Origin of the sequence: Halomonas terrestris, from assembly GCF_049166755.1 — a bacterium.
GTDB lineage: Bacteria > Pseudomonadota > Gammaproteobacteria > Pseudomonadales > Halomonadaceae > Halomonas.
Genome location: NZ_JBMHFZ010000001.1, coordinates 243,179 through 267,197, shown reverse-complemented (window position 1 = coordinate 267,197; position 24,019 = coordinate 243,179). Strand labels below are relative to the sequence as shown.

The 24,019-nt window shown below is 68.4% G+C and carries 26 protein-coding genes; 11 read left to right on the top strand and 15 right to left on the bottom strand.

All coding sequences use genetic code 11. The features are described 5' to 3' along the window. The first annotated feature begins 10 nt into the window (after positions 1-10). The 8 genes from ACOMD9_RS01290 to fliR all read left to right on the top strand — a co-directional run bounded on the left by ACOMD9_RS01290 (position 11) and on the right by fliR (position 5,826). A complete protein-coding gene (locus tag ACOMD9_RS01290) occupies positions 11-1,351 on the top strand; it encodes a flagellar hook-length control protein FliK (protein ID WP_421411728.1) in 1,341 nt (446 codons plus the stop codon). Between the two features lie 144 nt (positions 1,352-1,495). Beyond that, entirely contained in the window at positions 1,496-1,975 is a 480-nt protein-coding gene (gene fliL, locus ACOMD9_RS01285) for a flagellar basal body-associated protein FliL (protein ID WP_421411726.1), read from the top strand. A gap of 21 nt (positions 1,976-1,996) precedes the next feature. After that, the gene (gene fliM / locus ACOMD9_RS01280) at positions 1,997-3,040 is read left to right on the top strand and encodes a flagellar motor switch protein FliM (protein WP_421411724.1); all 1,044 of its coding nucleotides are present in this window, start codon (positions 1,997-1,999) and stop codon (positions 3,038-3,040) included. Beyond that, the gene (fliN, locus tag ACOMD9_RS01275; protein WP_421411722.1) at positions 3,033-3,566 is read left to right on the top strand and encodes a flagellar motor switch protein FliN; all 534 of its coding nucleotides are present in this window, start codon (positions 3,033-3,035) and stop codon (positions 3,564-3,566) included. Before fliM ends, fliN begins: the two co-directional genes overlap by 8 nt. Next, positions 3,563-3,991 (top strand): flagellar biosynthetic protein FliO, encoded by a 429-nt coding sequence (gene fliO, locus ACOMD9_RS01270; protein ID WP_421411720.1) that lies wholly within the window; start codon positions 3,563-3,565, stop codon positions 3,989-3,991. The genes fliN and fliO overlap by 4 nt, the downstream gene beginning before the upstream one ends. Positions 3,992-4,008: 17 nt before the next feature. Further along, on the top strand, positions 4,009-4,743 hold the full coding sequence (gene fliP, locus ACOMD9_RS01265) for a flagellar type III secretion system pore protein FliP (protein WP_421411935.1): 735 nt from the start codon (positions 4,009-4,011) through the stop codon (positions 4,741-4,743). A gap of 13 nt (positions 4,744-4,756) precedes the next feature. Beyond that, positions 4,757-5,026 (top strand): flagellar biosynthesis protein FliQ, encoded by a 270-nt coding sequence (gene fliQ / locus ACOMD9_RS01260; RefSeq protein ID WP_421411718.1) that lies wholly within the window; start codon positions 4,757-4,759, stop codon positions 5,024-5,026. Beyond that, positions 5,026-5,826, top strand: coding sequence for a flagellar biosynthetic protein FliR (fliR, locus tag ACOMD9_RS01255; protein ID WP_421411717.1), 801 nt, complete (start codon positions 5,026-5,028; stop codon positions 5,824-5,826). Before fliQ ends, fliR begins: the two co-directional genes overlap by 1 nt. Positions 5,827-5,919: 93 nt before the next feature. Here the strand turns inward: fliR and flgL are convergent, their stop codons facing one another. From flgL to flgB, 11 genes are all read right to left on the bottom strand, one after another. Next, on the bottom strand, positions 5,920-7,164 hold the full coding sequence (flgL, locus tag ACOMD9_RS01250; protein ID WP_421411715.1) for a flagellar hook-associated protein FlgL: 1,245 nt from the start codon (positions 7,162-7,164) through the stop codon (positions 5,920-5,922). Between the two features lie 21 nt (positions 7,165-7,185). Next, a complete protein-coding gene (gene flgK, locus ACOMD9_RS01245) occupies positions 7,186-8,865 on the bottom strand; it encodes a flagellar hook-associated protein FlgK (protein ID WP_421411713.1) in 1,680 nt (559 codons plus the stop codon). Between the two features lie 111 nt (positions 8,866-8,976). Further along, on the bottom strand, positions 8,977-10,080 hold the full coding sequence (gene flgJ, locus ACOMD9_RS01240; RefSeq protein WP_421411711.1) for a flagellar assembly peptidoglycan hydrolase FlgJ: 1,104 nt from the start codon (positions 10,078-10,080) through the stop codon (positions 8,977-8,979). Then, on the bottom strand, positions 10,080-11,198 hold the full coding sequence (locus ACOMD9_RS01235) for a flagellar basal body P-ring protein FlgI (protein WP_421411709.1): 1,119 nt from the start codon (positions 11,196-11,198) through the stop codon (positions 10,080-10,082). The genes flgJ and ACOMD9_RS01235 overlap by 1 nt, the downstream gene beginning before the upstream one ends. A 32-nt stretch (positions 11,199-11,230) precedes the next feature. After that, a complete protein-coding gene (locus ACOMD9_RS01230; protein WP_421411707.1) occupies positions 11,231-11,914 on the bottom strand; it encodes a flagellar basal body L-ring protein FlgH in 684 nt (227 codons plus the stop codon). 31 nt (positions 11,915-11,945) lie between these two features. Continuing rightward, the gene (flgG, locus tag ACOMD9_RS01225) at positions 11,946-12,728 is read right to left on the bottom strand and encodes a flagellar basal-body rod protein FlgG (RefSeq protein ID WP_421411705.1); all 783 of its coding nucleotides are present in this window, start codon (positions 12,726-12,728) and stop codon (positions 11,946-11,948) included. 64 nt (positions 12,729-12,792) lie between these two features. Continuing rightward, positions 12,793-13,551 (bottom strand): flagellar basal body rod protein FlgF, encoded by a 759-nt coding sequence (locus ACOMD9_RS01220; protein WP_421411704.1) that lies wholly within the window; start codon positions 13,549-13,551, stop codon positions 12,793-12,795. Positions 13,552-13,576: 25 nt separating this feature from the next. Further along, positions 13,577-14,848 (bottom strand): flagellar hook protein FlgE, encoded by a 1,272-nt coding sequence (flgE, locus tag ACOMD9_RS01215; protein WP_421411702.1) that lies wholly within the window; start codon positions 14,846-14,848, stop codon positions 13,577-13,579. Positions 14,849-14,907: 59 nt separating this feature from the next. After that, a complete protein-coding gene (locus ACOMD9_RS01210; protein ID WP_421411700.1) occupies positions 14,908-15,600 on the bottom strand; it encodes a flagellar hook assembly protein FlgD in 693 nt (230 codons plus the stop codon). 5 nt (positions 15,601-15,605) lie between these two features. Further along, on the bottom strand, positions 15,606-16,013 hold the full coding sequence (flgC, locus tag ACOMD9_RS01205; protein ID WP_421411698.1) for a flagellar basal body rod protein FlgC: 408 nt from the start codon (positions 16,011-16,013) through the stop codon (positions 15,606-15,608). 37 nt (positions 16,014-16,050) lie between these two features. After that, the gene (gene flgB, locus ACOMD9_RS01200; RefSeq protein ID WP_421411696.1) at positions 16,051-16,464 is read right to left on the bottom strand and encodes a flagellar basal body rod protein FlgB; all 414 of its coding nucleotides are present in this window, start codon (positions 16,462-16,464) and stop codon (positions 16,051-16,053) included. A gap of 168 nt (positions 16,465-16,632) precedes the next feature. Here flgB and flgA point away from each other — a divergent pair, with 168 nt between their 5' ends. The 3 genes from flgA to ACOMD9_RS01185 all read left to right on the top strand — a co-directional run bounded on the left by flgA (position 16,633) and on the right by ACOMD9_RS01185 (position 18,222). Beyond that, entirely contained in the window at positions 16,633-17,346 is a 714-nt protein-coding gene (gene flgA, locus ACOMD9_RS01195; RefSeq protein WP_421411694.1) for a flagellar basal body P-ring formation chaperone FlgA, read from the top strand. Positions 17,347-17,488: 142 nt separating this feature from the next. Further along, positions 17,489-17,776, top strand: a complete 288-nt coding sequence (gene flgM, locus ACOMD9_RS01190; protein WP_421411692.1) for a flagellar biosynthesis anti-sigma factor FlgM — start codon at positions 17,489-17,491, stop codon at positions 17,774-17,776. Continuing rightward, entirely contained in the window at positions 17,773-18,222 is a 450-nt protein-coding gene (locus ACOMD9_RS01185) for a flagella synthesis protein FlgN (RefSeq protein WP_421411691.1), read from the top strand. The genes flgM and ACOMD9_RS01185 overlap by 4 nt, the downstream gene beginning before the upstream one ends. Before the next feature lie 54 nt (positions 18,223-18,276). On the opposite strand, the gene ACOMD9_RS01180 is transcribed toward ACOMD9_RS01185, so the two are convergent. The 4 genes from ACOMD9_RS01180 to ACOMD9_RS01165 all read right to left on the bottom strand — a co-directional run bounded on the left by ACOMD9_RS01180 (position 18,277) and on the right by ACOMD9_RS01165 (position 23,893). Continuing rightward, positions 18,277-19,980 carry an EAL domain-containing protein gene (locus ACOMD9_RS01180; protein WP_421411689.1) on the bottom strand — a complete coding sequence of 568 codons (1,704 nt, stop codon included), beginning with the start codon at positions 19,978-19,980 and terminating at the stop codon, positions 18,277-18,279. Positions 19,981-20,160: 180 nt separating this feature from the next. After that, complete coding sequence (ahpF, locus tag ACOMD9_RS01175) at positions 20,161-21,717, bottom strand: alkyl hydroperoxide reductase subunit F (protein ID WP_421411687.1); 1,557 nt, start codon at positions 21,715-21,717, stop codon at positions 20,161-20,163. Between the two features lie 309 nt (positions 21,718-22,026). Then, positions 22,027-22,590, bottom strand: a complete 564-nt coding sequence (ahpC, locus tag ACOMD9_RS01170) for an alkyl hydroperoxide reductase subunit C (RefSeq protein ID WP_421411686.1) — start codon at positions 22,588-22,590, stop codon at positions 22,027-22,029. 283 nt (positions 22,591-22,873) lie between these two features. Next, positions 22,874-23,893 carry an acyltransferase family protein gene (locus ACOMD9_RS01165; RefSeq protein WP_421411684.1) on the bottom strand — a complete coding sequence of 340 codons (1,020 nt, stop codon included), beginning with the start codon at positions 23,891-23,893 and terminating at the stop codon, positions 22,874-22,876. Positions 23,894-24,019 lie beyond the last annotated feature (126 nt).

Genomic DNA, 24,019 nt, shown 5'->3' with positions numbered 1-24,019 from the left:
GAGAACCGACATGGACATCCAGCTGTTACTCGCGTCTACCCCGGGCCAGGGCTCGGCCCCCGGCGGCAAGCCGGGTCCCGAGGCCCGAGCCGCCTTCTCCCAGGAACTGGCCCGGGCCGGCCAGGCCGGCAACGGACCCCAGGTGCTGGCCAGCCGCGGCCAGCCGCTCGGCGGGTCCGAACGGCCGGCGCCCGAAGCCCCTGCCGCGGGGGAGGCCCCCCTCCTCGCCCGGGCGAGCCTCGGGGTGATGATGCAGGCCCTCGGCGAGGAGGGACTGGCGGAAGGCGGCGACTTCGACCTGGCCGAGATCGCCGAGCGCCTGGCGCTCATCGACGACGCGGGCCGCGGCGAGGCGCCCCTGGCGGCCGCCGACCTGGAGGCGCTGGCCCGCGGTGCCGAGGCATTGGCTGCGCGTCGTGGCGAGACGCCCATGTCGGCCGCCGACCTGAAGGCGCTCGAGACATTGCCCGCTCCCTCCGACACACCACCGGCGGCAGTGGCCGGGGATCCCCCCGAGGCGAGACTGGCCGATGCCGAGAGCTGGCCGACCCTGGCCATGGCCGGCCAGGCCCTGCCGAACGCGGCGGGCCGCGAGGCAGGGCCCGGCGAACTGCCCCCGGCGAGGGCCGAGCGGGGCAGGGCACCGGAAGGCGAACTGCCGTGGCGCGCCATGCAGGCCGAGCGTGCCGCCCCCGGGGGGCCGGAACCCCTGCGGGCCGCGGGCGAGGGACGGCTGGCCCCGCCGGTCCAGCCGGCCGAGACGATGCCCGCTGCCCTGGCCTCCCGCGGCGATGCGCCGCCGGTCGCCGCGGAGCCCCGCGGCGAGGGCTTCGCGGCACTGCTGAATGGCCAGTCGGCCGGCGCGGGCACCTCCACCACGCCGGCCGCGGCCCAGGCCAGCCTGCCGGCCCCGCTGGCCAGCCCGGCCTGGCCCCAGCAGTTCTCCCAACAGGTCGGCCAGCAGCTGGTGATGCTCGGCCAGCGCGGCGGCGAGCAGCGTGTCGAGCTGCACCTGAACCCGGCGGAGCTGGGCCCGCTGACGGTGTCACTGAAGGTGGGCGAGCAGGCGGCCCAGGCCCAGTTCCTCTCCGCCCACGCCCCGGTCAGGAGCGCCGTGGAGCAGGCGATCCCCCAGCTGCGCGAGGCCCTGGCCGAGCAGGGCATCAGCCTGGGGGAGACCTCGGTGGGCGAGCAGCGCCGTGACGATGCGCCCCGCGACTTCGCCGGCCGCGCGGCGCCGGGCGCCGGGGGCGGCAGCGACCCCGGCGACGAGCTCGATGGCCTCGGTGAAGCCGCCACGCCGTCCGCGGCCGATCTCTCCCTGGACGGCCGGGTGGACCTCTACGCCTGACCCGGCCCCTCGGGCGGGGCCGTCCCGGCGGCGTGCAAAAAGCCAAGATAGGCCCTTTCCCGGGGCCTGTTCATTTCATGATGTGGCAGCCCCTGCCCGCATACTGGGCGGGCTGGCACCCCAACACTCTGGATAGGTAAGGCAATGGCGACATCGAAGGGTGGCTCCAGGAAGCTGCTGTGGCTCATGGTGGTTCTCGTGATCCTCTCCTCCTCCGCGGCGGCGGCGGCGATCTACCTGGTACTCGACCAGCGCCAGGATGCCGCCAAGGCAGCGGTCCAGACCGAGGCCGTGCCGGAGCGGCGTACGCCGATCTTCGTCAAGATCGAGCCCTTCACGGTCAACCTGGCCGACGACGCCTACGGCTCGCGCCTGCTCTACACCGGCCTGTCGCTCAAGGTGGGCGGCGAGGAGACCCGGGAGATCATCGAGGAGCACATGCCCCAGGTGCGCAGCCGCCTGCTGATGATGTTCTCCGGCCTGCAGGCCAGCGAGCTGACCTCCCCCGGCAGCAAGGCTCGCCTGGGGGACCAGGTGATGGCGGTGCTGGACCCGCCGATGACCGACAACCAGCCGCCCCTGGTGATCGAAGACGTGCTCTTTACCGAGTTCATCGTGCAATAACCCTCGGGGAACCGATCCTTCATGTCCCAAGACGATCTGCTGTCGCAGGAAGAGATCGACGCCCTCCTCAAGGGCGTCAGCGGCGAGGAGGAGTCCACCGCCAGCAGCGGCGACGACTCGCGCATCCGCCCCTATGACCCGGCCACCCAGCACCGGGTCATACGCGAGCGCCTGCATGCCCTGGACATCATCAACGAGCGCTTCGCCCGCCACTTCCGCATGGGGTTGTTCAACCTGCTGCGGCGCAGTGCCGACATCACCGTGGATGCCGTGCGCTACCAGAGCTACAGCGACTTCTCGCGCAACGTGCCGGTGCCCACCAACATCAACATCATCGCCATGAAACCGCTGCGCGGCTCGGCACTGATCGTGTTTCCCCCGAGCCTGGTGTTCATGGTGGTGGACAACCTCTTCGGCGGCGACGGCCGCTTCCTGACCAAGTCGGAAGGGCGGGAATTCACCAACACCGAGCAGCGCATCATCATGCGCCTGCTCAACCTGGCCATCGACGCCTACAGCGAGTCGTGGAAATCGGTCTATCCGCTGGAGATCAGTTACCTGCGCTCGGAGATGCAGTCGAAGTTCGCCAACATCACCAACTCGCCCAACGAGATCGTGGTGACCACCTCCTTCAACCTGGAGGTCGGCAACCTGTCGAGCAACTTCCAGGTCTGCATGCCCTACTCGATGATCGAGCCGCTGCGCGACCTGCTGGCCAACCCGCTCAACGACGGCCACCAGGACCAGGACGGCAGCTGGACCAAACGCATGGCCGGCGAGATCCGCCACTCCGAGGTGGAGCTGGTGGCCGACTTCACCACCATCCCCACCCGTATCGCCCACGTGATGGCGCTGAAGGTGGGCGACATCCTGCCCCTGGAACTGCCCGAGACCGTCACCGGCCGGGTCGACGGGGTGCCGGTGATGGAGTGCGACTACGGCAGCCAGCACGACCAACGGGCCCTGCGGGTGCTCCGCATGATCGACCACGCCCCGACCACCGCGTCGTCCGACGCCTTCGTCAAGGGGTCGGCGCCGCCATCCAAGGAATCCAAGAATGACTGATCCCAAGAAGCCCGATCAGAGCATCGGCGACGACGACTGGGCCGACGCCATGTTCGAACAGGAAAAGGCCGAACAGGAGAACGCCGAGCAGCAGGGCGGCACCCCGGCCGACGACGAGGACCCCTGGGCGGAGGCCATGGCCGAACAGGCCGCGGCGGAGTCGGCCGACGAGGCCCCGGCCGAAACGCCCGAGCCGCCGCCGGCCAGGGCCGCGGGGGAGAGCGTCTTCCGGCCCCTCGAGCAGGGTGGCGGCACCGCCGCGGCGCGTGACCTGGAGATGATCATGGACATCCCGGTCAAGCTCGCCGTCGAGCTCGGCCGTACCCGGATCACCATCAAGCAGCTGCTGGAACTCGCCCAGGGCTCGGTGATCGAGCTCGACGGCCTGGCCGGCGAGCCCATGGACATCCTGATCAATGGCTACCTGATCGCCCAGGGCGAGGTGGTGGTGGTGGATGACAAGTACGGCATCCGCATCACCGAGATCATCACCCCCTCCGAGCGCGTGCAGAAGCTGAACCGATGAGCGACTCCCCTGCCACCCCCGGCGGCCTCGACGCCGTGGCCAGCGGCGACGCCCTGATCGGCCTGGCCACCCTGGGCAAGACCGCCGCCGCACTGGCGCTGATCGTGGTGATCATCCTCGTCGCCACTGCCGTGCTGAAGCGTGTCGGGGTGAATCGCCAGGCCCAGGGCGGCCGCCTGAGGGTGGTCGGCGGCACCAGCGTGGGCCACCGCGAGCGGGTGGTGATCGTGCAGGTGGAGGAGACCTGGCTGGTGCTCGGCGTGGGTGGCGGCCAGGTCAGCAAGCTCCACGAGCTCCCCGCCCCGGCACCGTCCGGCGAGACGACGCCCGCGAGCGGGCCGGCCTTCGCCGAGGGCGACCGCTTCGCGACGCGCTTCGCCAAGGCGCTGAAGCACAACAGCGGGCTGGGGCGAGACGGATCGTGAGCCGGCCCCCCCTTCGCCTGGCGACGGGGCTCGCGGCGCTGCTGTTGCTGTCGCTGCCCGGCGTGGCCCTGGCCCAGCAGATTCCCGGCATCGTCAGCCAGCCGCTGGAGGATGGCGGCCAGCAGTGGTCGCTCTCGCTGCAGACGCTGCTGCTGCTCAGCTCGATGGCCTTCCTGCCGGCCCTGCTGCTGATGATGACCGGCTTCACCCGCATCATCATCGTGCTCAGCCTGCTGCGCACCGCCATGGGCACCCAGGCCACGCCGCCCAACCAGGTGCTGCTGGGGCTGGCGCTGTTCCTGACCTTCTTCGTGATGTCGCCGGTGTTCAACCTGGTCTACGAGACCGCCTGGCTGCCGCTCACCGCCGAGGAGATCAACTTCGAGGAGTTCCTGCAGCTGGCCCAGGCGCCGTTCCGTGAGTTCATGCTGGGCCAGGTCCGCGAGCCCGACCTGGCACTGTTCGCCCGCCTGGCCGAGGTGGGCCCGATGCAGGGGCCGGAGGACGTGCCGCTGCGCGTCCTGGTGCCGGCCTTCGTCACCAGCGAGCTGAAGACCGCCTTCCAGATCGGCTTCACCATCTTCATTCCCTTCCTGATCATCGACCTGGTGGTGGCCAGCACCCTGATGTCGCTGGGCATGATGATGGTCCCGCCGATCACCATCTCGCTGCCGTTCAAGCTGATGCTGTTCGTGCTGGTGGACGGCTGGCAGCTGATCGTGGGCTCGCTGGCGGAGAGTTTCTTCCTATGACCGGGAGCGACGCATGACCCCTGAAATGGTAATGGGCATGGCCTACCAGGGCATGAAGGTGACCCTCTTCCTGGGCGGGCCGCTGCTGCTCACCGCCCTGGTGACCGGCCTCACCGTCAGCCTGTTCCAGGCCGCCACCCAGATCAACGAGATGACCCTGTCGTTCATCCCCAAGATCCTCGGCGTGTTCACCGTGCTGGTGCTGGCCGGTCCCTGGCTGCTCAAGCTGATCACCGACTACACCCGCGAGCTGTTCCTGAACATCCCGCTGATGGTGTCGTGATGGTCGAGGTCACCTTCGCCCAGCTGCAGGGCTGGCTGGTGGCCTTCCTCTGGCCCTTCGCCCGGCTCACCGCCTTCCTGGCGGCCTCGCCGCTGTGGGGCCACTCCAGCGTCCCCAACCAGGTCAAGGTGGGCCTGGCCGCGCTGGTGGCCATGGCGATCGCCCCCGGCCTGCCGCCCCCGCCGACCACGGCGGTGCTCTCCTGGGCGGGGCTCGGCATCATGGTCGAGCAGGTGCTGATCGGCGTGGCCATGGGGCTGGTGATGCGCGTCACCTTCGCCGTGGTGCAGGCCACCGGCGAGTTCATCGGCCTGCAGATGGGCCTGGCCTTCGCCACCTTCTTCGACCCCGGCAGCGGCACCAACATGGTGGTGCTGTCGCGCGTCCTCTACATGATCACGCTGCTGATGTTCCTGGCCTTCAACGGCCACCTGATCGTGCTGGAGATCCTGGCCACCAGCTTCGCGACCCTGCCGATCGGGCTGGGCGGCTTCAACCCCGGCGCCTTCGAGATGCTGGTGCGCTACGGCGGCACCATCTTCCTCTCGGGGATGCTGCTGGCCCTGCCCCTGGTGGGATCGCTGCTGATCATCAGCCTGTCGCTGGGTATCCTCAACCGCTCGGCCCCCCAGTTGACGGTATTCAACATCGGCTTCCCCACCTCGCTGACCGTGGGCCTGGCGCTGATGATGGTGCTGATGACCGACATGGGCCGCTTCCTGCAGGGGCTCTTCGCGCAGGCCATCGACTTCCTGCGCCAGCTCCTCGAGACACTGGCGCCCCTGCAGGGCGTCGGCTGAGCGAAAAAAACCGCCCGGGCCGCAGGGCCCGGGCGGGACAAGCGGCCATGGCGGGAGGTAGCAGGGTCATGGCCGTTGGAACCGCTGCCGGTATCAGCGCAGGTAGTCGAAGAGCGACAGCCCCTTGATGTCGACGAAGGCCTTCTGGGCCGCCTGCAGGCCCACCTGGCGCAGGCTGTACTCGGAGATCGCCTCGGCGTAGTCCAGGTCGACCAGGTCCGAGAGCGTCTGTTCGTAGTTCATCATGCGGTTGCCGCCCACGGCATCCACCACGTCCAGCTCGTTGAGCCGAGCCCCCACCGAGGCGCGCACGGTGAGGACGTTGTCGAGGCCGTTGTCGAATTCGCGCATCACGGTGTTGAGGGAGTTGCGCAGTTCGGCCTTCCCGGCCGGGGTGGTGGCGGGATTCTCGAGCACCGCCAGGGCCTTCTCGAAGGAGCGGAAGAGGTCGGTGTTCATCTCCTCCGCCTGGCCGATGCGAAGGGTGTCGCCGGCTTCCGGGGTGCCTTCCAGGGTGAGGCTCAGCCCGCCGAAGGCGATGGGCTGGCCGGGGGCGTAAGCACCGTCGGCCGCCACGCTGCCGTCGGAGGCCGTCACCTCGAAGGTCGGGTTGCCGTCGCCGTCCTCGTCGAAGGTCAACGTATAGGTCTCGCCGAAGTCGGGATCCGCCGGATCGGTGACCTGGGGCCCCTTGAAGGTGACGCTGCCGGCATTGCCGCCGGTGCGATTGCCGTCGACATCGAACTGTCCCGCCTCGGCCAGATAGCCGGCCCCGATGGCCACGCTCTGGAAGATCTTCGCCCCGTTGTCGGCCACCGGCATCAGCCGCGAGGCGTCAATGCGCTGGGCGCGGATGTTCTCGTCGCCGATGTACTCGATATTGCCGTCGCCGTTGCGGATGAAGGGCGGGCTGTCGTCCTTGTAGCCACCGAACAGGTAGCGGCCGTTGCCGTCGGTGGCATTGGCCTGGCCGATCAGCGTCTCGTAGATGCCGCGCAGCTCGGAGGCCACCGACTGGCGATCGGCATCGCTCAGGGTGTCGCTGGCCGCCTGGACCAGCAGGGTCTTGCCGCTGGCGATGGCGTCGCTGACGCTGTTGAGCACGCTCTCGGACTGCGAGAGCGCGTTGCGCGCGCTGACCCGGGCGTCCATGTGCTGTTGGGTGACGGCCTGGGACTGGGAGACGCCCACCGCACGGGAGGCGGCCTGGGGATCGTCGGAGGGGTTGACCACCCGGCGGCCGGTGGCGATCTGCTGCCCCACCTTCATGAAGTCGCCCTGCTGGCGGTTCATGGAGGAGACGCTCTGCTCGAACATGGTGACGGTGCTGATACGCATCCTGTGACGCTCCCCTCTGGATCAGTTACGCAGGCCGAGAATGGTGTCGAAGACGGTCGAGGCGGTGTCGATCACCCGGGCATTGGCGGAATAGAACTGCTGGTAGCGCAGCAGGTTGGCGGCCTCCTCGTCGAGATTGACCCCGGATTCGGACTGCTGCACCGCCTTGAGCTGGTCGGTGAGCCCCTGGCGGGCCTCGAGGTTGACCTGGACGATGTTGGTGCGGTTGCCCACGTCGCTGACCATGCCCGCATAGGCCTGGCTGAGGGAGGCGCGCCCGCCCACCAGCAGCGCGTCCTGGAGGTCCTGCAGCGCCAGGGCGTTGCGGTTGTCGCCGGTGCCGGTGAACTCCCAGTCCGCCGGGTCATCCTCGGGGTTGGCCGGCTGGGCGGCGGCGATCCGGTCCAGGTCGCGGACGATGCTCTCCATGTCCGCCGCGGCGCGGCGCGTCGGCTGCACCTCGAAGCGGTCGTTCTCGGCGAGGTTGGCGACATCGTCGAAGGTCAGCACCACGCCACCGAAGCTCAGCTCGCCTTCGGCCGCGTCGAAGCTCACCTCGCCGGCGTCCAGGGCCTGGCCATTGTCCTTGCGAATCACCTGGAACTCGGGGGTCGCCGCGTCGGTCACGCGAACGGTGTAATCCGTGGCACGCAGGTCGTGGATGTCGTCCGCAGCGAAGCGGGTGGCGTCGATCTGGGCCGTGCCGGCGTTGCGGTCATGGGAGTAGGCCCGCGGCTCGCCGATGGCGAAGAAGTCACCGCCCTGCTCGCCATCGAGGTCCATGCCCCTGGCGTGCTGGGCGTTGAAGCCCAGGGCCAGGGAGACGGCCAGCTGGCCGATCTGGCTCTGGGTCTTGTCCAGGGTCTCGGCGCGGAAGTCCATCAGCCCGCCCAGGGTCCCGCCCTTGACGGTGCTCTCCGCCAGCGCGACCCGATTGCCCCCGGAGTCGCGATAGCCGAGCACGGTGCGTTGCGGGTCGCCGGGGGCGTCCATCGCCTCGAGGCGGTAGTGGTTGGTGCCGGACACCAGCGGCTGGCCGTTGGGCAGGCTGATGTTGTAGGTCTTGCCGTCCTGGATGTTGAGCCGCACGTCCATGCGCTCGCTGAGTTCGTGCACCAGCTGGTCACGCTGGTTGAGCAGGCCGTTGGGCGCCTCGCCGTGGCGTGCCCGGGCCAGGGCGATCTCGCGGTTGAGGGTGGCGAGCTGCTCGGTGGTGTTGTTGATCTGGGTGACCTCGTCGGCGATCTGGCCGTTGATGCCCGCCTGCATGTCCTGCAGGTAGCCGTCGAAGGCGCGGAACTGGGCGGTCAGGGTATCGGCGGTGCCGAGCACGCCCTGGCGGGCCGCCGGGTCGGAGGGGGCCCCGGCCAGGTCCTCGAGGGCCGAGAAGAAGTTCTGCATCAGCGGCGCCAGCCCGGCCTCGCGGTCGGCCAGCAGGTTGTCGATCTGGCTGACCTGGCCCTGGTAGGCGGCCAGCGCACTGGAGCTGCTGGTGGCGGCATTGAGCTGGTCGGCCACGTACTGGTTGAACTGGCGCTGGATGTCGTTGACCCGCACCCCGCCGTCGGCACGGCTCTCTCCCAGGAGCACCAGTTCCCGGTTGTAGCCCGGCGTATAGACGTTGCTGATGTTGTTGCTGGTGGTGTTGAGGGCGTTCTGGGCGGCGTTGAGGCCGCTGAGCCCGATGGAGAAGATGCTCATGCTGTCAGTTCCTTAGGCCGATATCCTTCTATCGGCAAGCACGATCGAAGCTTTAGGCGCTGTCCGAGAACCGGCGGGGCTCGCCGAGGCTTCCGGCAAGGCCCGGCCTGCTCAGTAGCGCAGGAAGACCAGGGAGTCGCTGCCCGGCTGCTCCACCGACCCCAGGGTGTTCATCACGGCGATCAGCTTGTCGGCATAGGCCGGGTCGGTGGCATAGCCGCCGGCCTGCAGCTCCCGCGCCGCCTGCTCGGGGCTCGGCGCGGTGCTTACCCGGGCGTAGCGCGGGTTGTCGCCGATCAGCCGGGCGTAGTCGGTGAAGGCCGCCTCGAAGGAGTCATAGACCCGGAAGCTGTCGGTGATCCGCGTGCGCCGGCCGTCCAGGTACTCGTGGGTGGTGACCTCGGTGGTGGGCCCCTGCCAGCTGCCGCCGGCCTTGATGCCGAAGAGGTTGTGGCTGTTGCGGCCATCCCCGGTGGCGATCTCGTGGCGCCCCCAGCCGGTCTCCAGCGCGGCCTGGGAGAGGATCAGCTCGGCCGGCACTCCGGTGGTGCGGCTGGCCGCACGGGCCGGAGCGGCCAGCTTGTCGAGGAAGGCCTGGACGTGATCGGGCGGCGTGGCGTCGCCGCGGGATGCCGGCCGGGTCGCCGAGGCGGGCTCGCCGCGCGGCTCGCGGGTGGCCGCCGGCTCGCCGGCCGGCACCGCCGCCAGCCGCTCCATGAAGCCGGCCGGCGCGGTCTCCAGCGCCTCCATGAAGTTGCTGGGTGTTGCCACCTCGGCGTCCGGCGTCACCGATTCGGGCTCGTCGTCGGCCGCCTCGGGCCGCAGGGCATCCTGCAGGGGCCGCGGCGCGCCACGGGGAATCCCCGCGATCAGCTCGTCGATGGCGCTGCCCTGCGGCTGCCGGGCCGGCACCATGCCGCTCCCCTCGAGCTGCGCCACCAGGCTGTCGGCCAGGCCGATGCCGCGGGAGGCCATGGTCTGGGACCACTGCTGGTCGAGCAGCGACTGGTAGAACTCGGTCTGCTTGCTGTCGATCAGGCCGGTGGTGGGCACCGCATCACGCATGCTCTTGAGCATCATCTGGATGAACAGCGCCTCGAACTGCTGGGCAGCCCCCCTCGCCCCCGCGGACGCGTCCTGGCGGGCGGTATGCTTGAGGCGTTCGAGGCCCTGCATGTCGAGGGCGAACTGGCTGCCGACGTCTTCCATGCTCATCAGATCACCTCCAGGTCGGCACGCAGCGAGCCGGCGGCCTTGAGCGCCTCGAGGATCGCCATCAGGTCGTCGGGCGTGGCACCGAGGGCATTCAGGGCATTGACCACGTCGACCAGGTCGGCCCCCTCCACCACCCGCAGGTAGGCGTCCTGCTGCTGGATCTCGATCTCGGTATCGGGGATCACCACCGTCTCGCCCTCGCCGAAGGGCGCCGGCTGGCTGACCCCGAAGCGGGTATCGATGACGATGGAGAGGGTGCCGTGCGCCACGGCGGCACGCTGCAGGGTGACGGCACTGTTCATCACCACCGAGCCGGTGCGCGAGTTGAACACCACCTTGGCGGGCGCCTCCATGGGGGTGACCCGGATGTTCTCCACCCGGGCCATGAAGTTGACCCGGGAGTTGTCGTTGGCCGGCCCGTCCAGGGTGATCACCCGGCCGTTGCGCGCCGCCGCCACCGGACGGCCGAACTCGCCGTTGATGGCGCTCACCACCCGCTGGGCGGTGCCGAAGTCGCTCTCCTTGAGTTCCAGCTCGAGCAGGCCGCCGTTGGCCCCCAGGTCCACCGGCACCTCGCGCTCGACCATGGCGCCGCCGGCGATGCGGCCACCGGCCTGCTGGTTGATCTGCACGCTGCTGCCGCCGGCCTCGGCTCCCGCACCGGCCACCAGCAGGTTGCCCTGGGCGATGGCGTAGGTGTCGCCATCGGCCCCCTTGAGCGGGGTCATCAGCAGGGTGCCCCCGCGCAGGCTGCGGGCGTTGCCCACGGAGGAGACGTTGACGTCGAGGCGCTGGCCGGGCCGCGAGAAGGGCGGCAGGTCGGCAGTGACCATCACTGCCGCCACGTTGCGCAGCTGCATGTTGGTGCCCGGCGGCACGGTGATGCCGAGCTGGGAGAGCATGTTGGAGAGGCTCTGCCCGGTGAAGGGGGCCTGCATGGTCTGGTCGCCGGTGCCGTCGAGGCCCACCACCAGGCCGTAGCCCACCAGGACGTTGTCGCGCACCCCGGCGAAGCCGGCCAGTTCGCGGATGCGCTCGGCCTGGGCCGGCATGGCCAGCAGGGCGGCCAGCAGCAGGACGAGCAGCCGCGTGACGAGGCGCAGGGAGGAAGCGGTCATGAAGGCTCTACTCGTGCTCATGCTGACCCCGGTCAGAAAGGCGAGACATTGAGGAAGAAGCGTTGCAGCCAGCCCATGTGCTGGGCCTCGTTGATGTAGCCATCGCCGACGTATTCGATACGCGCATCCGCCACCGAGGTGGAGGGCACGGTGTTCTGGCCGGTGATGGTGCGCGGGTTGACCACGCCGGAGAAGCGGATGAACTCGGTGCCCTGGTTGATGGCGATCTGCTTCTCGCCGCGTACCCGCAGGTTGCCGTTGTGCATCACCTCGAGCACCGAGACGGTGATGGTGCCGGTGAAGCTGTTGTTGGCCTGGGAGCCACCGCCACCGCTGAAATCACTGGACCCGGAGAGGTCGAAGCCGTACTCGGCGAGCCGCTCCAGGGCGTCCGGCAGCTCGGCCAGGTTGAGGTCGGCGGAGCCGTTGCGGTTGGCGTTGGACTGGGAGTTCTTGCTGGCACTGACCTCCTCGTCCAGCACGATGGTCAGGATGTCGCCGATCATGCGCGGGCGGCGGTCCTCGAACAGCGGCTGCATGCCGCGCTGCGGCTGGTAGATCGAGCCGTTGGCCACCCTCGGCGGCGGCTCGGTCATCTCGATCCGCTCCTGCTCGCCGACCACCGAGGCGCGGGGAATCTGGGCGCAGCCGCCCAGCATCAGCATCCCCAGGGCCAGCAGCACCAGCGCCGCAGGGAGCACACTCCGAGGCAACATCGTCTTCACTCTCGCTCCCGGCCAGGCGGCCTTACAGCTGCGCCAGGCGGGCCAGCATCTCGTCACTGGTCTGCACCGCCTTGCTGTTGATCTCGTAGGCCCGCTGGGTCTGGATCATGCTGACCATCTCCTCCACCACATTGACGTTGGAGGTCTCCACGTACTCGTGGAACAGCCGTCCCGCCCCGTTCATGCCCGGGATGGTCTCGTTGCGCGGGCCCGAGGAGGTGGTCTCACGGTAGAGATTGCCGCCGATGCTCTCGAGCCCCGTCGGGTTGACGAAGGTGGAGATGCTGATCTGGCCCACGTCCAGCGACTGGGTGGTGCCCGGCTGGGTCACCGAGACGATGCCGTCCTCGCCGATGGAGACCGACAGGGCGTTGTCGGGAATGATGATCGCCGGCTCCAGGGGGTAGCCGTTGGCGTTGACCATCTGGCCGTTCTCGTCGAGCTGGAAGCTGCCGTCGCGGGTGTAGGCGGTGGTGCCGTCGGGCATCAGCACCTGGAAGAAGCCGTTGCCGTTGATCGCCAGGTCGCGGGAATTGCCGGTGTTCTCGAGCCCACCCTGGGTATGCAGCCGCTCGGTGGCCACCGGGCGCACGCCGGTGCCCACCTGCATGCCGGAAGGCAGGCGATTCTGGATATCGTTCTGGGCGCCGGGCTGGCGCAGGTTCTGGTAGAGCAGGTCCTCGAACACGGCCCGGGAACGCTTGAAGCCGTTGGTACTGACGTTGGCCAGGTTGTTGGAGATGACGTCCAACTTGACCTGCTGGGATTCCAGGCCGGTCTTGGCGGTCCAGAGTGACTTGATCATGGAAACATTCCTCTTGCTCGGGCATCAGCCCTGGAGAGAGCCCTCAGCCCTGTATCGAGAGCCCTCAGCCCTGTATCGAGAGCAGGTTGTTGGCGCGCTGGGCGTTCTCGTCGGCGGTACTGATGACCTTCATCTGCATCTCGTAACGGCGGGCCACGTCGATCATCGACACCATGGTCTCGATGGCACTGACGTTGCTGCCCTCCAGGGTGCCGCTGACCAGCCGCACGTTGTCGTCGGCGGCCAGCGCCACCGCCTCGCCCTCCTCTCCGGGCAGCGGGCGGAACAGGCCGTCGTCGCCGCGGCGGAACGGCTGGGCCTCGGGATCGACCAGCTTGATGCGTCCCACGTCGACCAGGGCCTCGGGGCCCTGCCCCTCGCCGATGGCGCTGAGGGTGCCGTCGGCACCCACCGAGAGCTGCGACCCCAGCGGCACGATGATCGGGCCGCCCTCGCCGATCACCGGACGCCCGGCGATCATCAGCAGGCCATCGCCGTCCACCTGCAGGTCGCCGCGCCGGGTGTAGGCCTCGCCGCCGTCCGGTGCCTGCACGGCGATCCAGCCGTTGCCCTCGATGGCCACGTCGAGCTCGCGCCCGGTGGTGGTCATGGGCCCCGGGGAGAAGTCGGTCCCCGGGGTGGTGGCCGCCACCGAGGCGCGGGTGGGCAGCGCCGCCTCGCCCTGCACGGGCACCGCGCGCATGGCATGCAGCTGGGCCCGGAAGCCCGCGGTGGAGGCGTTGGCCAGGTTGTGGCTGACCACCGACTGCTGGTCCATGCTCTGCTTGGCGCCGCTCATGGCGGTGTAGAGAATGCGATCCATGGTTCAGGCTCCCGATTCAGCCGTCTCAGCGCAGGTTGATGGCGGTCTGCAGGAGCTCGTCCTGGGTCTTGATGGTCTGGGAGTTGGCCTGGTAGGCGCGCTGGGAGACGATCATGTCGACCAGCTGCTTGGCCATGTCCACGTTCGAGGTCTCGATGGCGCCGGACTCGACGGTGCCCAGGACCCCGGTACCCGGCGCCCCCAGCAGCTCCTGGCCGGAGGCGTTGGTGGCGGTCCAGGCGTTGTCACCCGAGGCGTTGAGGCCTTCCGGATTGCGGAAGTAGGCCAGGGCGATCTGGCCGGCCGGGCGCGACTGCTCGTTGGCGTAGTTGCGCATGATGGTGCCGTCGTTCTGGATGGTGATGCCGACCAGGGCACCCGAGGTGTAGCCGTCCTGGGTCAGGGCGCTGGTGGTGGAGGTATTGCCGAACTGGGTGGAGCCGGCGATGTTGAGATCGAATGCCATGGCTACAGGGTCGGGACCCAGGGGAGTCGTCGCATCGTTAGCCACATTCAGCGTTGGCATGTTGGCAGGATCCGACGCATCGGCACCATCGACCAGGTCCAGTCGGCCGCTGTTATCGAAGGTCAGAGTGAAGTCATTACCGGCGCTATAGTGCCCGTCCATGACAACCTGGGCATTCCATGTGTTCGGAGCACCAGCTTTCTCGTAATAGACGGTGATATTGCGCGGATTGCCCAGCGAATCGTAGACGGTGAAGTTGTTGGAGTAGTGGTAGTTGAGCGTCTGTTGCGTGTTGTCCGGGTCTGTCATGTCTGTCACCACTTCAGCCTGGCTTCTCCCTTCACCAGCTACCATCCGCGAATCCAGGTTGAAGGTGGTGGCGACGTTGGTGGTGGCGCTGGCCGGCATCTCGTCGGCGGGTACGTTGAGCACCTGGGGCTGGCCACCGGTCTGCACCTGGCCGGCGGCATTGAGGCCATAGCCCATGATGCGCGCGCCGGTGGCGTTCTCCAGGAAGCCATCCGGGGTCAGGCTGAGCTGGCCGTTGCGGGAGTAGGTGATCTCGCCACCCTGTTCGAAGCGGTAGAAGCCCTGGCCGCTGATCGCCAGGTCGAGGTTGCGGTTGGTCGCCTCGAGGTTGCCCTCGCTGAAGTCCTGCAGCACCGCCGAGACCCGGGTCCCCAGGCCGACCTTCGAGTTGGCGAAGACATCGGCGAACTGGCTGCTCGCCCCCTTGAAGCCCACGGTCTGGGAGTTGGCGATGTTGTTGCCCAGCACGCCCAGGTTGGACTTGGCCGCATTCAGGCCGCTCAGTGCTTGTGAAAAGCTCATGTCTGGTTCCTCTGCCTACCGGCTTGTCTTGGTGATGCCGCTGCCGCGGTGGTGTCGAATCACAGGATCTGCCTGACCTGGTCCAGGGCGACCTGGCCGTAGATGGCGCCCAGGTCCAGGCGCACGCCGCCGCCGTCATCGGGCGGCGTCACCCCCCCGACCACGGCATAGTTGAGCGTGGTGCCCTTCAGGGTGTCGTCCCCCCGGGTGGCCTCGATGCTCACCCGATAGGAGCCCGGAATGACGGTGTCGCCTTCGCGGGTCTTGCCGTCCCAGGTGAAGGACTCCACGCCGGCGCTCACCGGGCCGATGTCGTAGCGGTTGATCACCTGGCCGTCGCTGCCGCTGATGGTCACCCGCACGTTGTCGGCGGACTCCGCCAGCTCGATGCCGAAGGGCGTGGTGTGCGCCTCGCCCTCGTCACCCTTGTCGAGCAGCACCCGGTCGCCCGGCACCAGCACGCCCTGGCCGATCAGCCCGGTGGCCTGCAGGGTCTGGCCGGCGTCGATCTGGCTGGTGATGCCGCTGAGGGTCTCGTTGAGCTCCTCGATGCCGCTGACGGTGTTGATCTGGGCCAGCTGCGAGGTCATCTCCGCGTTCTCCATGGGATTGAGCGGATCCTGGTTCTGCAGCTGGGTGATCAGCAGGGTCATGAAGTTGTCGCGCAGGTCGGCCGACTGGCCGGGATCCAGGGAGCCCGGGGCGCCGGCATTCAGGCGGCCGATGACGCTGGAGTCGATGGTATTGGACATGGCGATCAGCCCTCGCCCAGGGTGAGTGTCTTGAGCATCATCTGCTTGCTGGTGTTCATCACCTCGACATTGGCCTGGTAGGAGCGCGAGGCCGAGATCATGTTGACCATCTCGTGCACCGGCTCGACGTTGGGCATGGTCACGTAGCCCTGGTCATCGGCGAGCGGGTGCTCGGGGCGATACTCCATGCGCATCGGCGAGGCATCCTCCACGACCTCGCGCACCCCCACCCCGCCGACGCCGTGGGTGTTGCCGGCACGGCTCTCGAACATCACCTGTTTGGCGCGATAGGCCTCGCCATCCGGGCCGGCCACGCTGTCGGCGTTGGCCAGGTTGCTGGCGGTGACGTTCATGCGCTGCGACTGGGCGCTCATGGCCGAGCCGGCGATATCGAACACGGAAAACATCGACATGGCGAAAACTCCTGATCGTTACCGGTTCACTCCGGCGTCATTCCGGTTGCATGGCCGTCTTCAGGCCCTGGATACGGCTGTTGAGGATGGTCAGAGCGGCCTGGTAGCGCACCGAGTTGTCGGCGAACTGGGTGCGTTCGCGATCCATGTCCACGGTATTGCCATCGAGACTGGGCTGGTCGGGCACGCGATAGAGCAACCCGCCGCTGTCCGGGGCAAGCCCCTGGCCGGCGATGTGGCGCTCGGCCGTGCGGGAGAGCGCCAGACCCTGGCCACCGCCACGGCCATGCGCCACGGCCTTCTTCAGCTCGCTGGCGAAGTCCATGTCCCGTGCCTTGTAGCCGGGCGTGTCGGCGTTGGCGATATTGCTGGCCAGCACCTTGTGGCGCTCCTGCCTCAGACCCAGGGCCTGCTGGTGAAAATTGAAGGCGGCTTCGAGCTGATCGATCACGACGGCGCTCTCCCTGCATACGGAATTCGTTGACGATGGAGAATAGCCAGACCGGCGTCATCCCAAAGGCATGAACAGCTCCGTATTCCGGGTCCATTTCGGCTCTTTCGTCCCGGGCCGGCCCGCTAGAATGCACCCAGAGCCCCACCCGATCCCTGCGAGCGCGCCATGACCGATGCCTCCACCCGCCGCCCGACCCCCCGTTCCAGGCGACTGCCAGGCGCCTGCCTGACACTGGCGCTGCTGCTGCTCGCCCCGTCATCCCAGGCCGATGAGGCGCTGATGACCGCGGTGCACGCCTTCCTCCACGAGCAGGCCCGCTCCCAGGGCGAGGAGGTGGTCATCGAGGTGCGGCCCCCCTCCGCCCACCTGCCGGCCTGCGAAGCCCCGCAGCCCTTCCTGACCCATGCCTCCCGGCCGGTGCTGGGCAGGGTCTCGGTGGGGGTGCGCTGCGGCGCGGAGGGCCGCCAGGTGCGCTACCTGCAGGCAGAAGTGGGCGTGGTCGGCGATTACCCGGTGGCGGCCCGGGATATCGCCCCGGGCACCACGATCACCAGCGAACTGCTGGAGCGCCGACGTGGCGACCTGAGCCGGCTGCCAAGCCAGGCGGTGCTCGACCCGGCCGCGGTCCTGGGGCAGGTCGCGCGGCGCTCGCTCCCCGCCGGGGCGCCTCTGCAGGCCCATCAGTTCCAGGCCCGCGCCCTGGTCGAACGCGGCCAGAAAGTGGCGGTCGAAGCCAGAGGGCAGAGCTTTCGCGTGACCCGCGAGGGGGAGGCACTGGAAGCCGGGGGCGAAGGCGAGCGCGTGCGGGTACGCTTCGACAACCGCGAACTGGTCACCGCCACGGTCATCGGCGAGGCCCGACTCGCCGTGGACTTGTGAGCCTCCCTTGGCTAGGCTGCCTGGCACATCGGCATCAGGCCTAAAGTTTCTCGCCCACCGGCCGATACCCTGGACATGAGCATCCTGGGGCCGACAACCCGGGAACCCCCCCCCAGGACGAACCGGTCACGAGGCAACCATCTTGAAGATCGACAACCAGAACCCGCTGATTCGCCCCGGCCAGACGCAGCAGCGCGACGAGCCCCGGAAGGTCGAGGGCACCGACCAGGCGAGCGGTCGGGATGCCGGGCCCGCGGCGATGACCCACCTGAGCCGGCATGCGGCCGACGCCGGCCAGGACATCGACAGCGCCAGGGTCGAGGAGATTCGCGAGGCGATCCGCGAGGGGCGCCTGGAGATCCACGCCGACCGCATCGCCGATGGCCTGATCGCCAATGTGCGCGAGATGCTGGGGAAAGACGAGGCATGAGCCTGTCACGACTGCTCGACGACCAGCGGGGGCGGCTCGCCGCCCTGATCGCCCTGCTCGAGGAGGAGCTCGAGGCCCTGACCGCCGGCAAGGTCGACGGGGGGCGACTCGAGGGGATCGCGGCGGAGAAGCAGGAGTTGCTGGCCGAGCTCGAGCGCATGGAGCAGTTGCGTCGCCAGGTGCAGCAGCGCCTGGGGTATCGTGACGGCCACGAGGGCGCCCGGGATGCCGCCCGGGATGCCGGCTGCCTGGACGAGTGGGAAGCCGCCCTGGACACGACCCGGCGCGCCGACCGGCTCAACGACCTGGCCGGCCAGCTGCTGTCCATGCGGCTGGCACACAACCAGCACATGCTCGACTTCCTCCATGAGGTGTCGGAAAAGACCCTCTACGACCCCTGCGGCCGTACCGGCCGCCAGCCCGGCCGCCTCAACGCCTCGGCCTGACGAGCCGCTCGGCCCCGGCGGCGACGCCTCATCGCCCGCCGGGCCACTCCCTGCCTACTGCGTCGCATACCAGGTCTTCAGCTCGGCGACCTCGAGCGGCGGCGCGAAGAGATTGCCCTGCAGCAGCGCGAAGCCCTGCTCGCGAGCGGCCTCCAGCTGCGCATCGGTCTCGATCCCGACCACCACGGTGCGCATTCCCAGGGCCGCGAGGCAGGGCCCCAGGGCGGCCAGGGTGCGATCGGCACTGGCGCGGCGGCCGATGCCACTCACCAGCCGCCGGCTCACCTTGGCCCGGGAGACCGGCAGCCCCGCCAGCTGGAGCAGGTCGAGGGGCTTGCAGCCCAGCTCGTCGGCGACCAGGGTGATGCCCAGCTGGCCGAGTCGCTTGAGCAGGTGCGCATGCGCCTCGCCCATGGCCGCCAGGCCGGCGCCATCGATCTCCAGCGACAGCCAGGCGAGATTCTCCGCTTGCTGGCGCAGGAAGTGATCCAGCGGCCGGCTGTCGAAGACCGACTGCTCCAGCATGGCCGTATCTAGGTTCACCGACACGCCCAGGGTTGCCAGCATCGAGCCCTCCTCCCGCCACTGCCGATGCTGGAGGATGACCCGCTCCAGGACCCAGCGATCCAGCCGGATCAGCTGGCCCAGCTCGGCGGCCTCGGGCAGGAAGTCCCGGGGATGCAGCAGGCCCCGCCGGGGATGCCGCCAGCGCACCAGCGCCTCCAGCCCCTGGCAGCGGCCATCGGCGGGATTGACCTGGGGCTGGTAGACGATATGGAAGTGCTTGCCCGGCGAGAGCAGTGCCTCGAGGAGCTGGCGCTGGAAGGTGACCCGCTCCTCGAGCCGGCGTCGCAACCCGGCATCGAAGAAGTCGTGGCGCCCCGGGCCGGCCATGCCGGCCCGGGAGAGCGCTTCCCCGGCCCGCTCCATCAGTTCCTCGTCCCCCTCGCCGTCCTCGGGGTAACGGGCGATGCCGATGGAGGTGGTCAACAGCAGCGGCTGCCCGGCGGCATCGAAGGGGGCATCCATGGCCTCCTGAAAGCGCTGCGCGGCGGTCTGCAGGCTGAGCGGGGAGACCGGATGCTCGATCACCACGCCCCAGCGCCCCGGGCCCAGTCGCGCCACGCTGTCTTCGCTGCGGAAGGTACGCTCGATGCGTCGGGCCACCTGGCACTCCAGCTCACGGGCTACGGCCGGCCCGATCTCCCCCGCCAGCGCCGTGTGGCCATCGAGCTCGATCAACAGCAGGGCGAGCCCCTGATCGAGGCGGTCGGCCCGCTCCATGGCATGGATCAGTCGATCCTGGAAGAGCCAGGCGCTGGCCAGCCCGGTGAGGGCGTCCTGGCCGGACATCGCCGCCATGAACTCATCCACGGCGACCAGGGTCAGCAGTCTCGTGTTGCCTGCATCGACCGCCTGCACGGCGATCAGCAGTTCGCGGGGCTCCCCCGTCGGCTCGTCGAGCTCGAGGGCATGCCATGCCGGCTCCCCCTCCTCGGCCCCCGCGGCCGCCAGGGCCTCGGCCACCGGCAGCAGGTCGACCACCCGCCGGCCGCGCATGGCCCGCAGCGACAGGCCCGCCAGGTCACAGAACCGGGGGTTGGCCTCCCGAAGCAGGCCGCTGCCGTCGACCATGGCCAGGCCCACGGGTGCATGCTGGAAGGCCAGCGCCGGCTGCCCCGCCGGATGCACCGATATGCGCCGCTCGGGAGAGGATGATGGGGGTCCCGATGGCGGCTCGGAGGCATCGAAGGCCATGGTGGTCTCCTGAAACTGCTGTTCTGTTCCTGACTCTACATAGTTTCGGCCACGGCCGCGCAAACTTGACTACGAATTCCATGTTTCCTGTCGGCAGGCCCCGGCCCCACGAGCAGGCGCCCCCGCCGGCATGGCCGACGGGGGCGTGTGGCAGTGCGGCTGGGCCTGGCCCTGCCGGTATCAGCTGCGGATGAGGTGATCGAAGGCGCCCAGGGCGGCCCTGGACCCTTCGCCCATGGCGATGATGATCTGCTTGTAGGGCACGGTGGTCACGTCGCCGGCGGCGAAGATGCCGGGCACGCTGGTCATGCCATGGGCATCGGTGATGATCTCGCCGCGTTCGGACATCTCCACCGGCGAGCCCTTGAGCCACTCGGTGTTGGGCACCAGGCCGATCTGCACGAAGACGCCCTCCAGGTCGAGGCGCTTGGTCTCGCCGCTGGCACGCTCCTCAAGGGTGAGGCCGTTGACACGGGTGCCGTCGCCGTTCACCTCGGTGGTGCGGGCGCCGAGGATGATCTCGACGTTGGGCAGGCTCTTCAGCTTCTTCTGCAGCACCGCATCGGCACGCATCTCGTCCATGAACTCGATCAGGGTGACGTGGGCCACCAGGCCGGCCAGGTCGATGGCCGCCTCGACGCCGGAGTTGCCGCCGCCGATCACCGCCACGCGCTTGCCCTTGAACAGCGGGCCGTCGCAGTGGGGGCAGTAGGCCACACCCCTGTTGCGGTACTCGGCCTCGCCGGGCACGTTCATCTCGCGCCAGCGGGCGCCGGTGGCCAGGATCAGGGTCCTGCTCTTCAGGCTGGCGCCGGACTCGAACTGCACCTCGTGCTCGCCGCCGGCCTCGCCGGCCGGCACCAGCTTGACCGCACGCTGCAGGTTCATGATGTCGACTTCGTACTCCTTGACGTGCTCCTCCAGCGCCGCGGCCAGCTTGGGCCCTTCGGTGTGGGGCACGGAGATGAAGTTCTCGATGGCCAGGGTGTCGAGCACCTGGCCGCCGAAGCGCTCGGCGGCCACGCCGGTGCGGATCCCCTTGCGCGCGGCATAGACGGCCGCCGAGGCGCCGGCCGGGCCACCGCCCACCACCAGCACGTCGAAGGGATCCTTCTCGTTGAGCCTGGCGGCCTCGCGCCTGGCGGCGCCGGTGTCCACCTTGGCGAGGATCTGCTCCAGGCTCATGCGGCCCTGGTCGAAGGGCTCGCCGTTGAGGTAGATGCTCGGCACCGACATGACCTGGCGCTCCTCCACCTCGTCCTGGAACAGGGCCCCGTCGATGGCCACGTGGTGGACATTGGGGTTGAGCAGCGCCATCAGGTTCAGCGCCTGTACCACGTCGGGGCAGTTCTGGCAGGAGAGCGAGTAGTAGGTCTCGAAGCGCAGCTCGCCCTCGAGGCCCTGGATCTGCTCGATCACCTCGTCGCTGGCCTTGGGCGGATGACCGCCGACCTGGAGCAGGGCCAGCACCAGGGAGGTGAACTCGTGCCCCATGGGTATGCCGGCGAAGACGATGCCGGTCTCCTCGTCGGGGCGGTTCAGGGCGAACGACGGCCGGCGGGCGTCCAGGCCGTCGGTACGCAGGGTAATCTTGTCGCACAGGCCGGTGATATCGCTCAGCAGAGCGTGCAGTTCCTGCGACTTGGCACCGTCATCGAGGGACGCGACGATCTCGAACGGCTGGGTAACCTTCTGCAGATAGGCGTTGAGCTGGCTTTTCAGAGTGTCGTCCAACATGACAGCGGAGTCCTTCATGTTCGCGAATCGGGGTCACGAGGGGGGCCTGCGAGCGCCGCGAGGCGTCGCCGATGGCAGCTCATGACTCGGAGAGGAGCACCCGGGCGGGGCTGCCCGGGTGGGGTACAGCGAGGCCCGGGGCGGGGCCTCGAGACAAAACCGCTCAGGAAACAGGTGATTCATGTCGCGAGCGAAGAGGGGTTGGCCACCGCCGGAGCACAGAAACCGGAGCCTATGCGTTACTAGGTGAGGATTTCGAGCACCGCCGGTGGTCAAGATATCGAGCGCAGCAATGAATCAGCGTTTCCTTTAGATCTTGCCGACCAGGTCCAATGACGGCGCCAGGGTCTCTTCGCCTTCCTTCCACTTGGCCGGGCAGACTTCGTTCGGGTTGGCACGAACGTACTGGGCGGCCTTGACCTTGCGCAGCAGCTCCTCGGCGTTACGGCCGATGTTGCCGGCGTTGATCTCGACGATCTGGATCTTGCCGTCGGGGTCGACCACGAAGGTACCGCGCTCGGCCAGGCCGGCTTCCTCGATCAGCACCTCGAAGTTACGGGAGATCTGCAGGGTCGGGTCGGCCAGCATCGGGTACTGCAGCTTGCCGATGGTCTCGGAGCTGTCGTGCCAGGCCTTGTGGGTGAAGTGGGTGTCGGTGGAGACGCTGTAGATCTCGACGCCCAGCTTCTTGAACTCCTCGTAGTTGTCTGCCAGGTCACCCAGTTCGGTCGGGCAGACGAAGGTGAAGTCGGCCGGATAGAAGAAGAAGATGCTCCACTGGCCCTTCAGGCTCTCTTCGGTGACGTCGATGAACTCGCCGTTGAGGTAGGCAGTGGCTTTGAACGGCTTGACTTCGGTGTTGATCAGGGACATCCGTGGATAACTCCTTAATGGGTGGGTGGTGATCGAAATACGGGGGCCATGGTAGCCCCTTTTTGACGATTGGCTAAATTGAATGGCGACATGGATATGATAGGAGGTGTCTATGCCATCAGCCGACGGCACCGGGCACGGCAAAAGCGAGGGAAACAACGCCCCCTCGAGTGACCCGTGACACCGGAAAGCCGATCACGATAGCCCACGCCCCCGGGGCTTTCAAGAATCCGGCATTGCCGGGGACGGCGATGGCGTGTCCGATGCCTTGACCGAGGTTGGTTCAGGCTACCCGCAGCCGCTTGCCGAACAGCAGCCCGCCCCACTCCAGTCGGTTGGCGGCCCGGTTCCAGGCGATGGAGCCGGCCAAGCCGACCACCACCAGCGCCAGCAGGTAGAGCCCCGGCGGCAGGCGCTGGCCGGGATCCAGCACGTCCACCAGGTTGAAGAACATCGGGTGGGCCAGGTAGATGCCGAAGGAGTACTCGTTGAGGCGCCGCACCAGGAGTGGTGCCGGACGCCCGCGCAGGCGCCCCATCACCCACAGGGTGAAGAGCAGGAACAGCGGCACCACCCACATCTCCTTGGAGGAGTACTCCAGCCAGCCGGGCAGCGAGAGCAGCAACACCAGGCCGACCAGGGCAAGAAGCCAGCGCGGTCGGGCCAGCGCCACCAGCCAGGTCGGGCGCGACTCGGGGCGGTCGTGGTAGTGGCGCACCAGCACCAGCGCCAGGAAGAACAGATAGAGCCAGCCGAGCGGGGCGATCCAGTGCAGGTAGCCCGGCGGCAGGGTGCTGCGCCACTGCCAGTAGCCCCACCAGGCCATGCTGACCAGGCTGCCGATCGCGAGCCACGACGTGGCGGGCAGCCAGCGGGCGAGGTCCAGGCGCCCGTAGAGCCAGTAGAAGGCGTAGAACTGGGCGGCGATGATCAGGAAGTAGCCATGCCAGCCGGCGTAGATCAGGTACTCGCGCAGGGTCTCGAACAGCCCGTCCTCGGCACCCTCGGCACGCAGTCGCAGGAACTCCGCGGCGGAGTAGGCCAGGCCGTAGACCAGATAGGGCACCAGGACATGCTTCACGCGACTGCCCAGGAAGCCTGGCGGGATGTCTCGCCCGTAGCGCATGGAGAACAGGAAGATCGAGATGAAGATGAAGATCGGGGTGCCGAGCACCGTGGGGATGCGGGCCAGGTCGGTAGCCAGGTTATCGAGGCGCTGGTTGAAGTGATCGAGGAGATGGAAGCTGAAGACCGCCAGGCAGCCGTAGGCGCGCAGCCAGTAGATTTCCTCGATCCGTTGCATGTCCCGCTTCCCTGTCGTCCTCGCCTGGGTTGAACGTCACTGCAGTACCCGTTGTCGGACCGCGACGGGCAGCGTGAATTCACTTCGCGAGGGAATTTCCCCCCAGCCGAGGACAGGGAGGGCCTT

Coding starts and splice junctions, on each gene's coding strand:
- fliN (WP_421411722.1), top strand. CDS start 3,033: ATGACTGATCCCAAGAAGCCCGATCAGAGCATCGGCGACGACGACTGG.
- fliQ (WP_421411718.1), top strand. CDS start 4,757: ATGACCCCTGAAATGGTAATGGGCATGGCCTACCAGGGCATGAAGGTG.
- flgJ (WP_421411711.1), bottom strand. CDS start 10,080: ATGAGCATGGAAGACGTCGGCAGCCAGTTCGCCCTCGACATGCAGGGC.
- ACOMD9_RS01210 (WP_421411700.1), bottom strand. CDS start 15,600: ATGTCCAATACCATCGACTCCAGCGTCATCGGCCGCCTGAATGCCGGC.
- flgL (WP_421411715.1), bottom strand. CDS start 7,164: ATGCGTATCAGCACCGTCACCATGTTCGAGCAGAGCGTCTCCTCCATG.
- ahpF (WP_421411687.1), bottom strand. CDS start 21,717: ATGTTGGACGACACTCTGAAAAGCCAGCTCAACGCCTATCTGCAGAAG.
- flgG (WP_421411705.1), bottom strand. CDS start 12,728: ATGATCAAGTCACTCTGGACCGCCAAGACCGGCCTGGAATCCCAGCAG.
- ACOMD9_RS01165 (WP_421411684.1), bottom strand. CDS start 23,893: ATGCAACGGATCGAGGAAATCTACTGGCTGCGCGCCTACGGCTGCCTG.
- ACOMD9_RS01235 (WP_421411709.1), bottom strand. CDS start 11,198: ATGACCGCTTCCTCCCTGCGCCTCGTCACGCGGCTGCTCGTCCTGCTG.
- flgK (WP_421411713.1), bottom strand. CDS start 8,865: ATGAGCATCTTCTCCATCGGGCTCAGCGGCCTCAACGCCGCCCAGAAC.
- ACOMD9_RS01230 (WP_421411707.1), bottom strand. CDS start 11,914: ATGTTGCCTCGGAGTGTGCTCCCTGCGGCGCTGGTGCTGCTGGCCCTG.
- ACOMD9_RS01220 (WP_421411704.1), bottom strand. CDS start 13,551: ATGGATCGCATTCTCTACACCGCCATGAGCGGCGCCAAGCAGAGCATG.
- ACOMD9_RS01180 (WP_421411689.1), bottom strand. CDS start 19,980: ATGGCCTTCGATGCCTCCGAGCCGCCATCGGGACCCCCATCATCCTCT.
- fliO (WP_421411720.1), top strand. CDS start 3,563: ATGAGCGACTCCCCTGCCACCCCCGGCGGCCTCGACGCCGTGGCCAGC.
- flgE (WP_421411702.1), bottom strand. CDS start 14,848: ATGAGCTTTTCACAAGCACTGAGCGGCCTGAATGCGGCCAAGTCCAAC.
- fliL (WP_421411726.1), top strand. CDS start 1,496: ATGGCGACATCGAAGGGTGGCTCCAGGAAGCTGCTGTGGCTCATGGTG.
- flgA (WP_421411694.1), top strand. CDS start 16,633: ATGACCGATGCCTCCACCCGCCGCCCGACCCCCCGTTCCAGGCGACTG.
- ACOMD9_RS01185 (WP_421411691.1), top strand. CDS start 17,773: ATGAGCCTGTCACGACTGCTCGACGACCAGCGGGGGCGGCTCGCCGCC.
- ACOMD9_RS01290 (WP_421411728.1), top strand. CDS start 11: ATGGACATCCAGCTGTTACTCGCGTCTACCCCGGGCCAGGGCTCGGCC.
- fliM (WP_421411724.1), top strand. CDS start 1,997: ATGTCCCAAGACGATCTGCTGTCGCAGGAAGAGATCGACGCCCTCCTC.
- ahpC (WP_421411686.1), bottom strand. CDS start 22,590: ATGTCCCTGATCAACACCGAAGTCAAGCCGTTCAAAGCCACTGCCTAC.
- fliR (WP_421411717.1), top strand. CDS start 5,026: ATGGTCGAGGTCACCTTCGCCCAGCTGCAGGGCTGGCTGGTGGCCTTC.
- flgC (WP_421411698.1), bottom strand. CDS start 16,013: ATGTCGATGTTTTCCGTGTTCGATATCGCCGGCTCGGCCATGAGCGCC.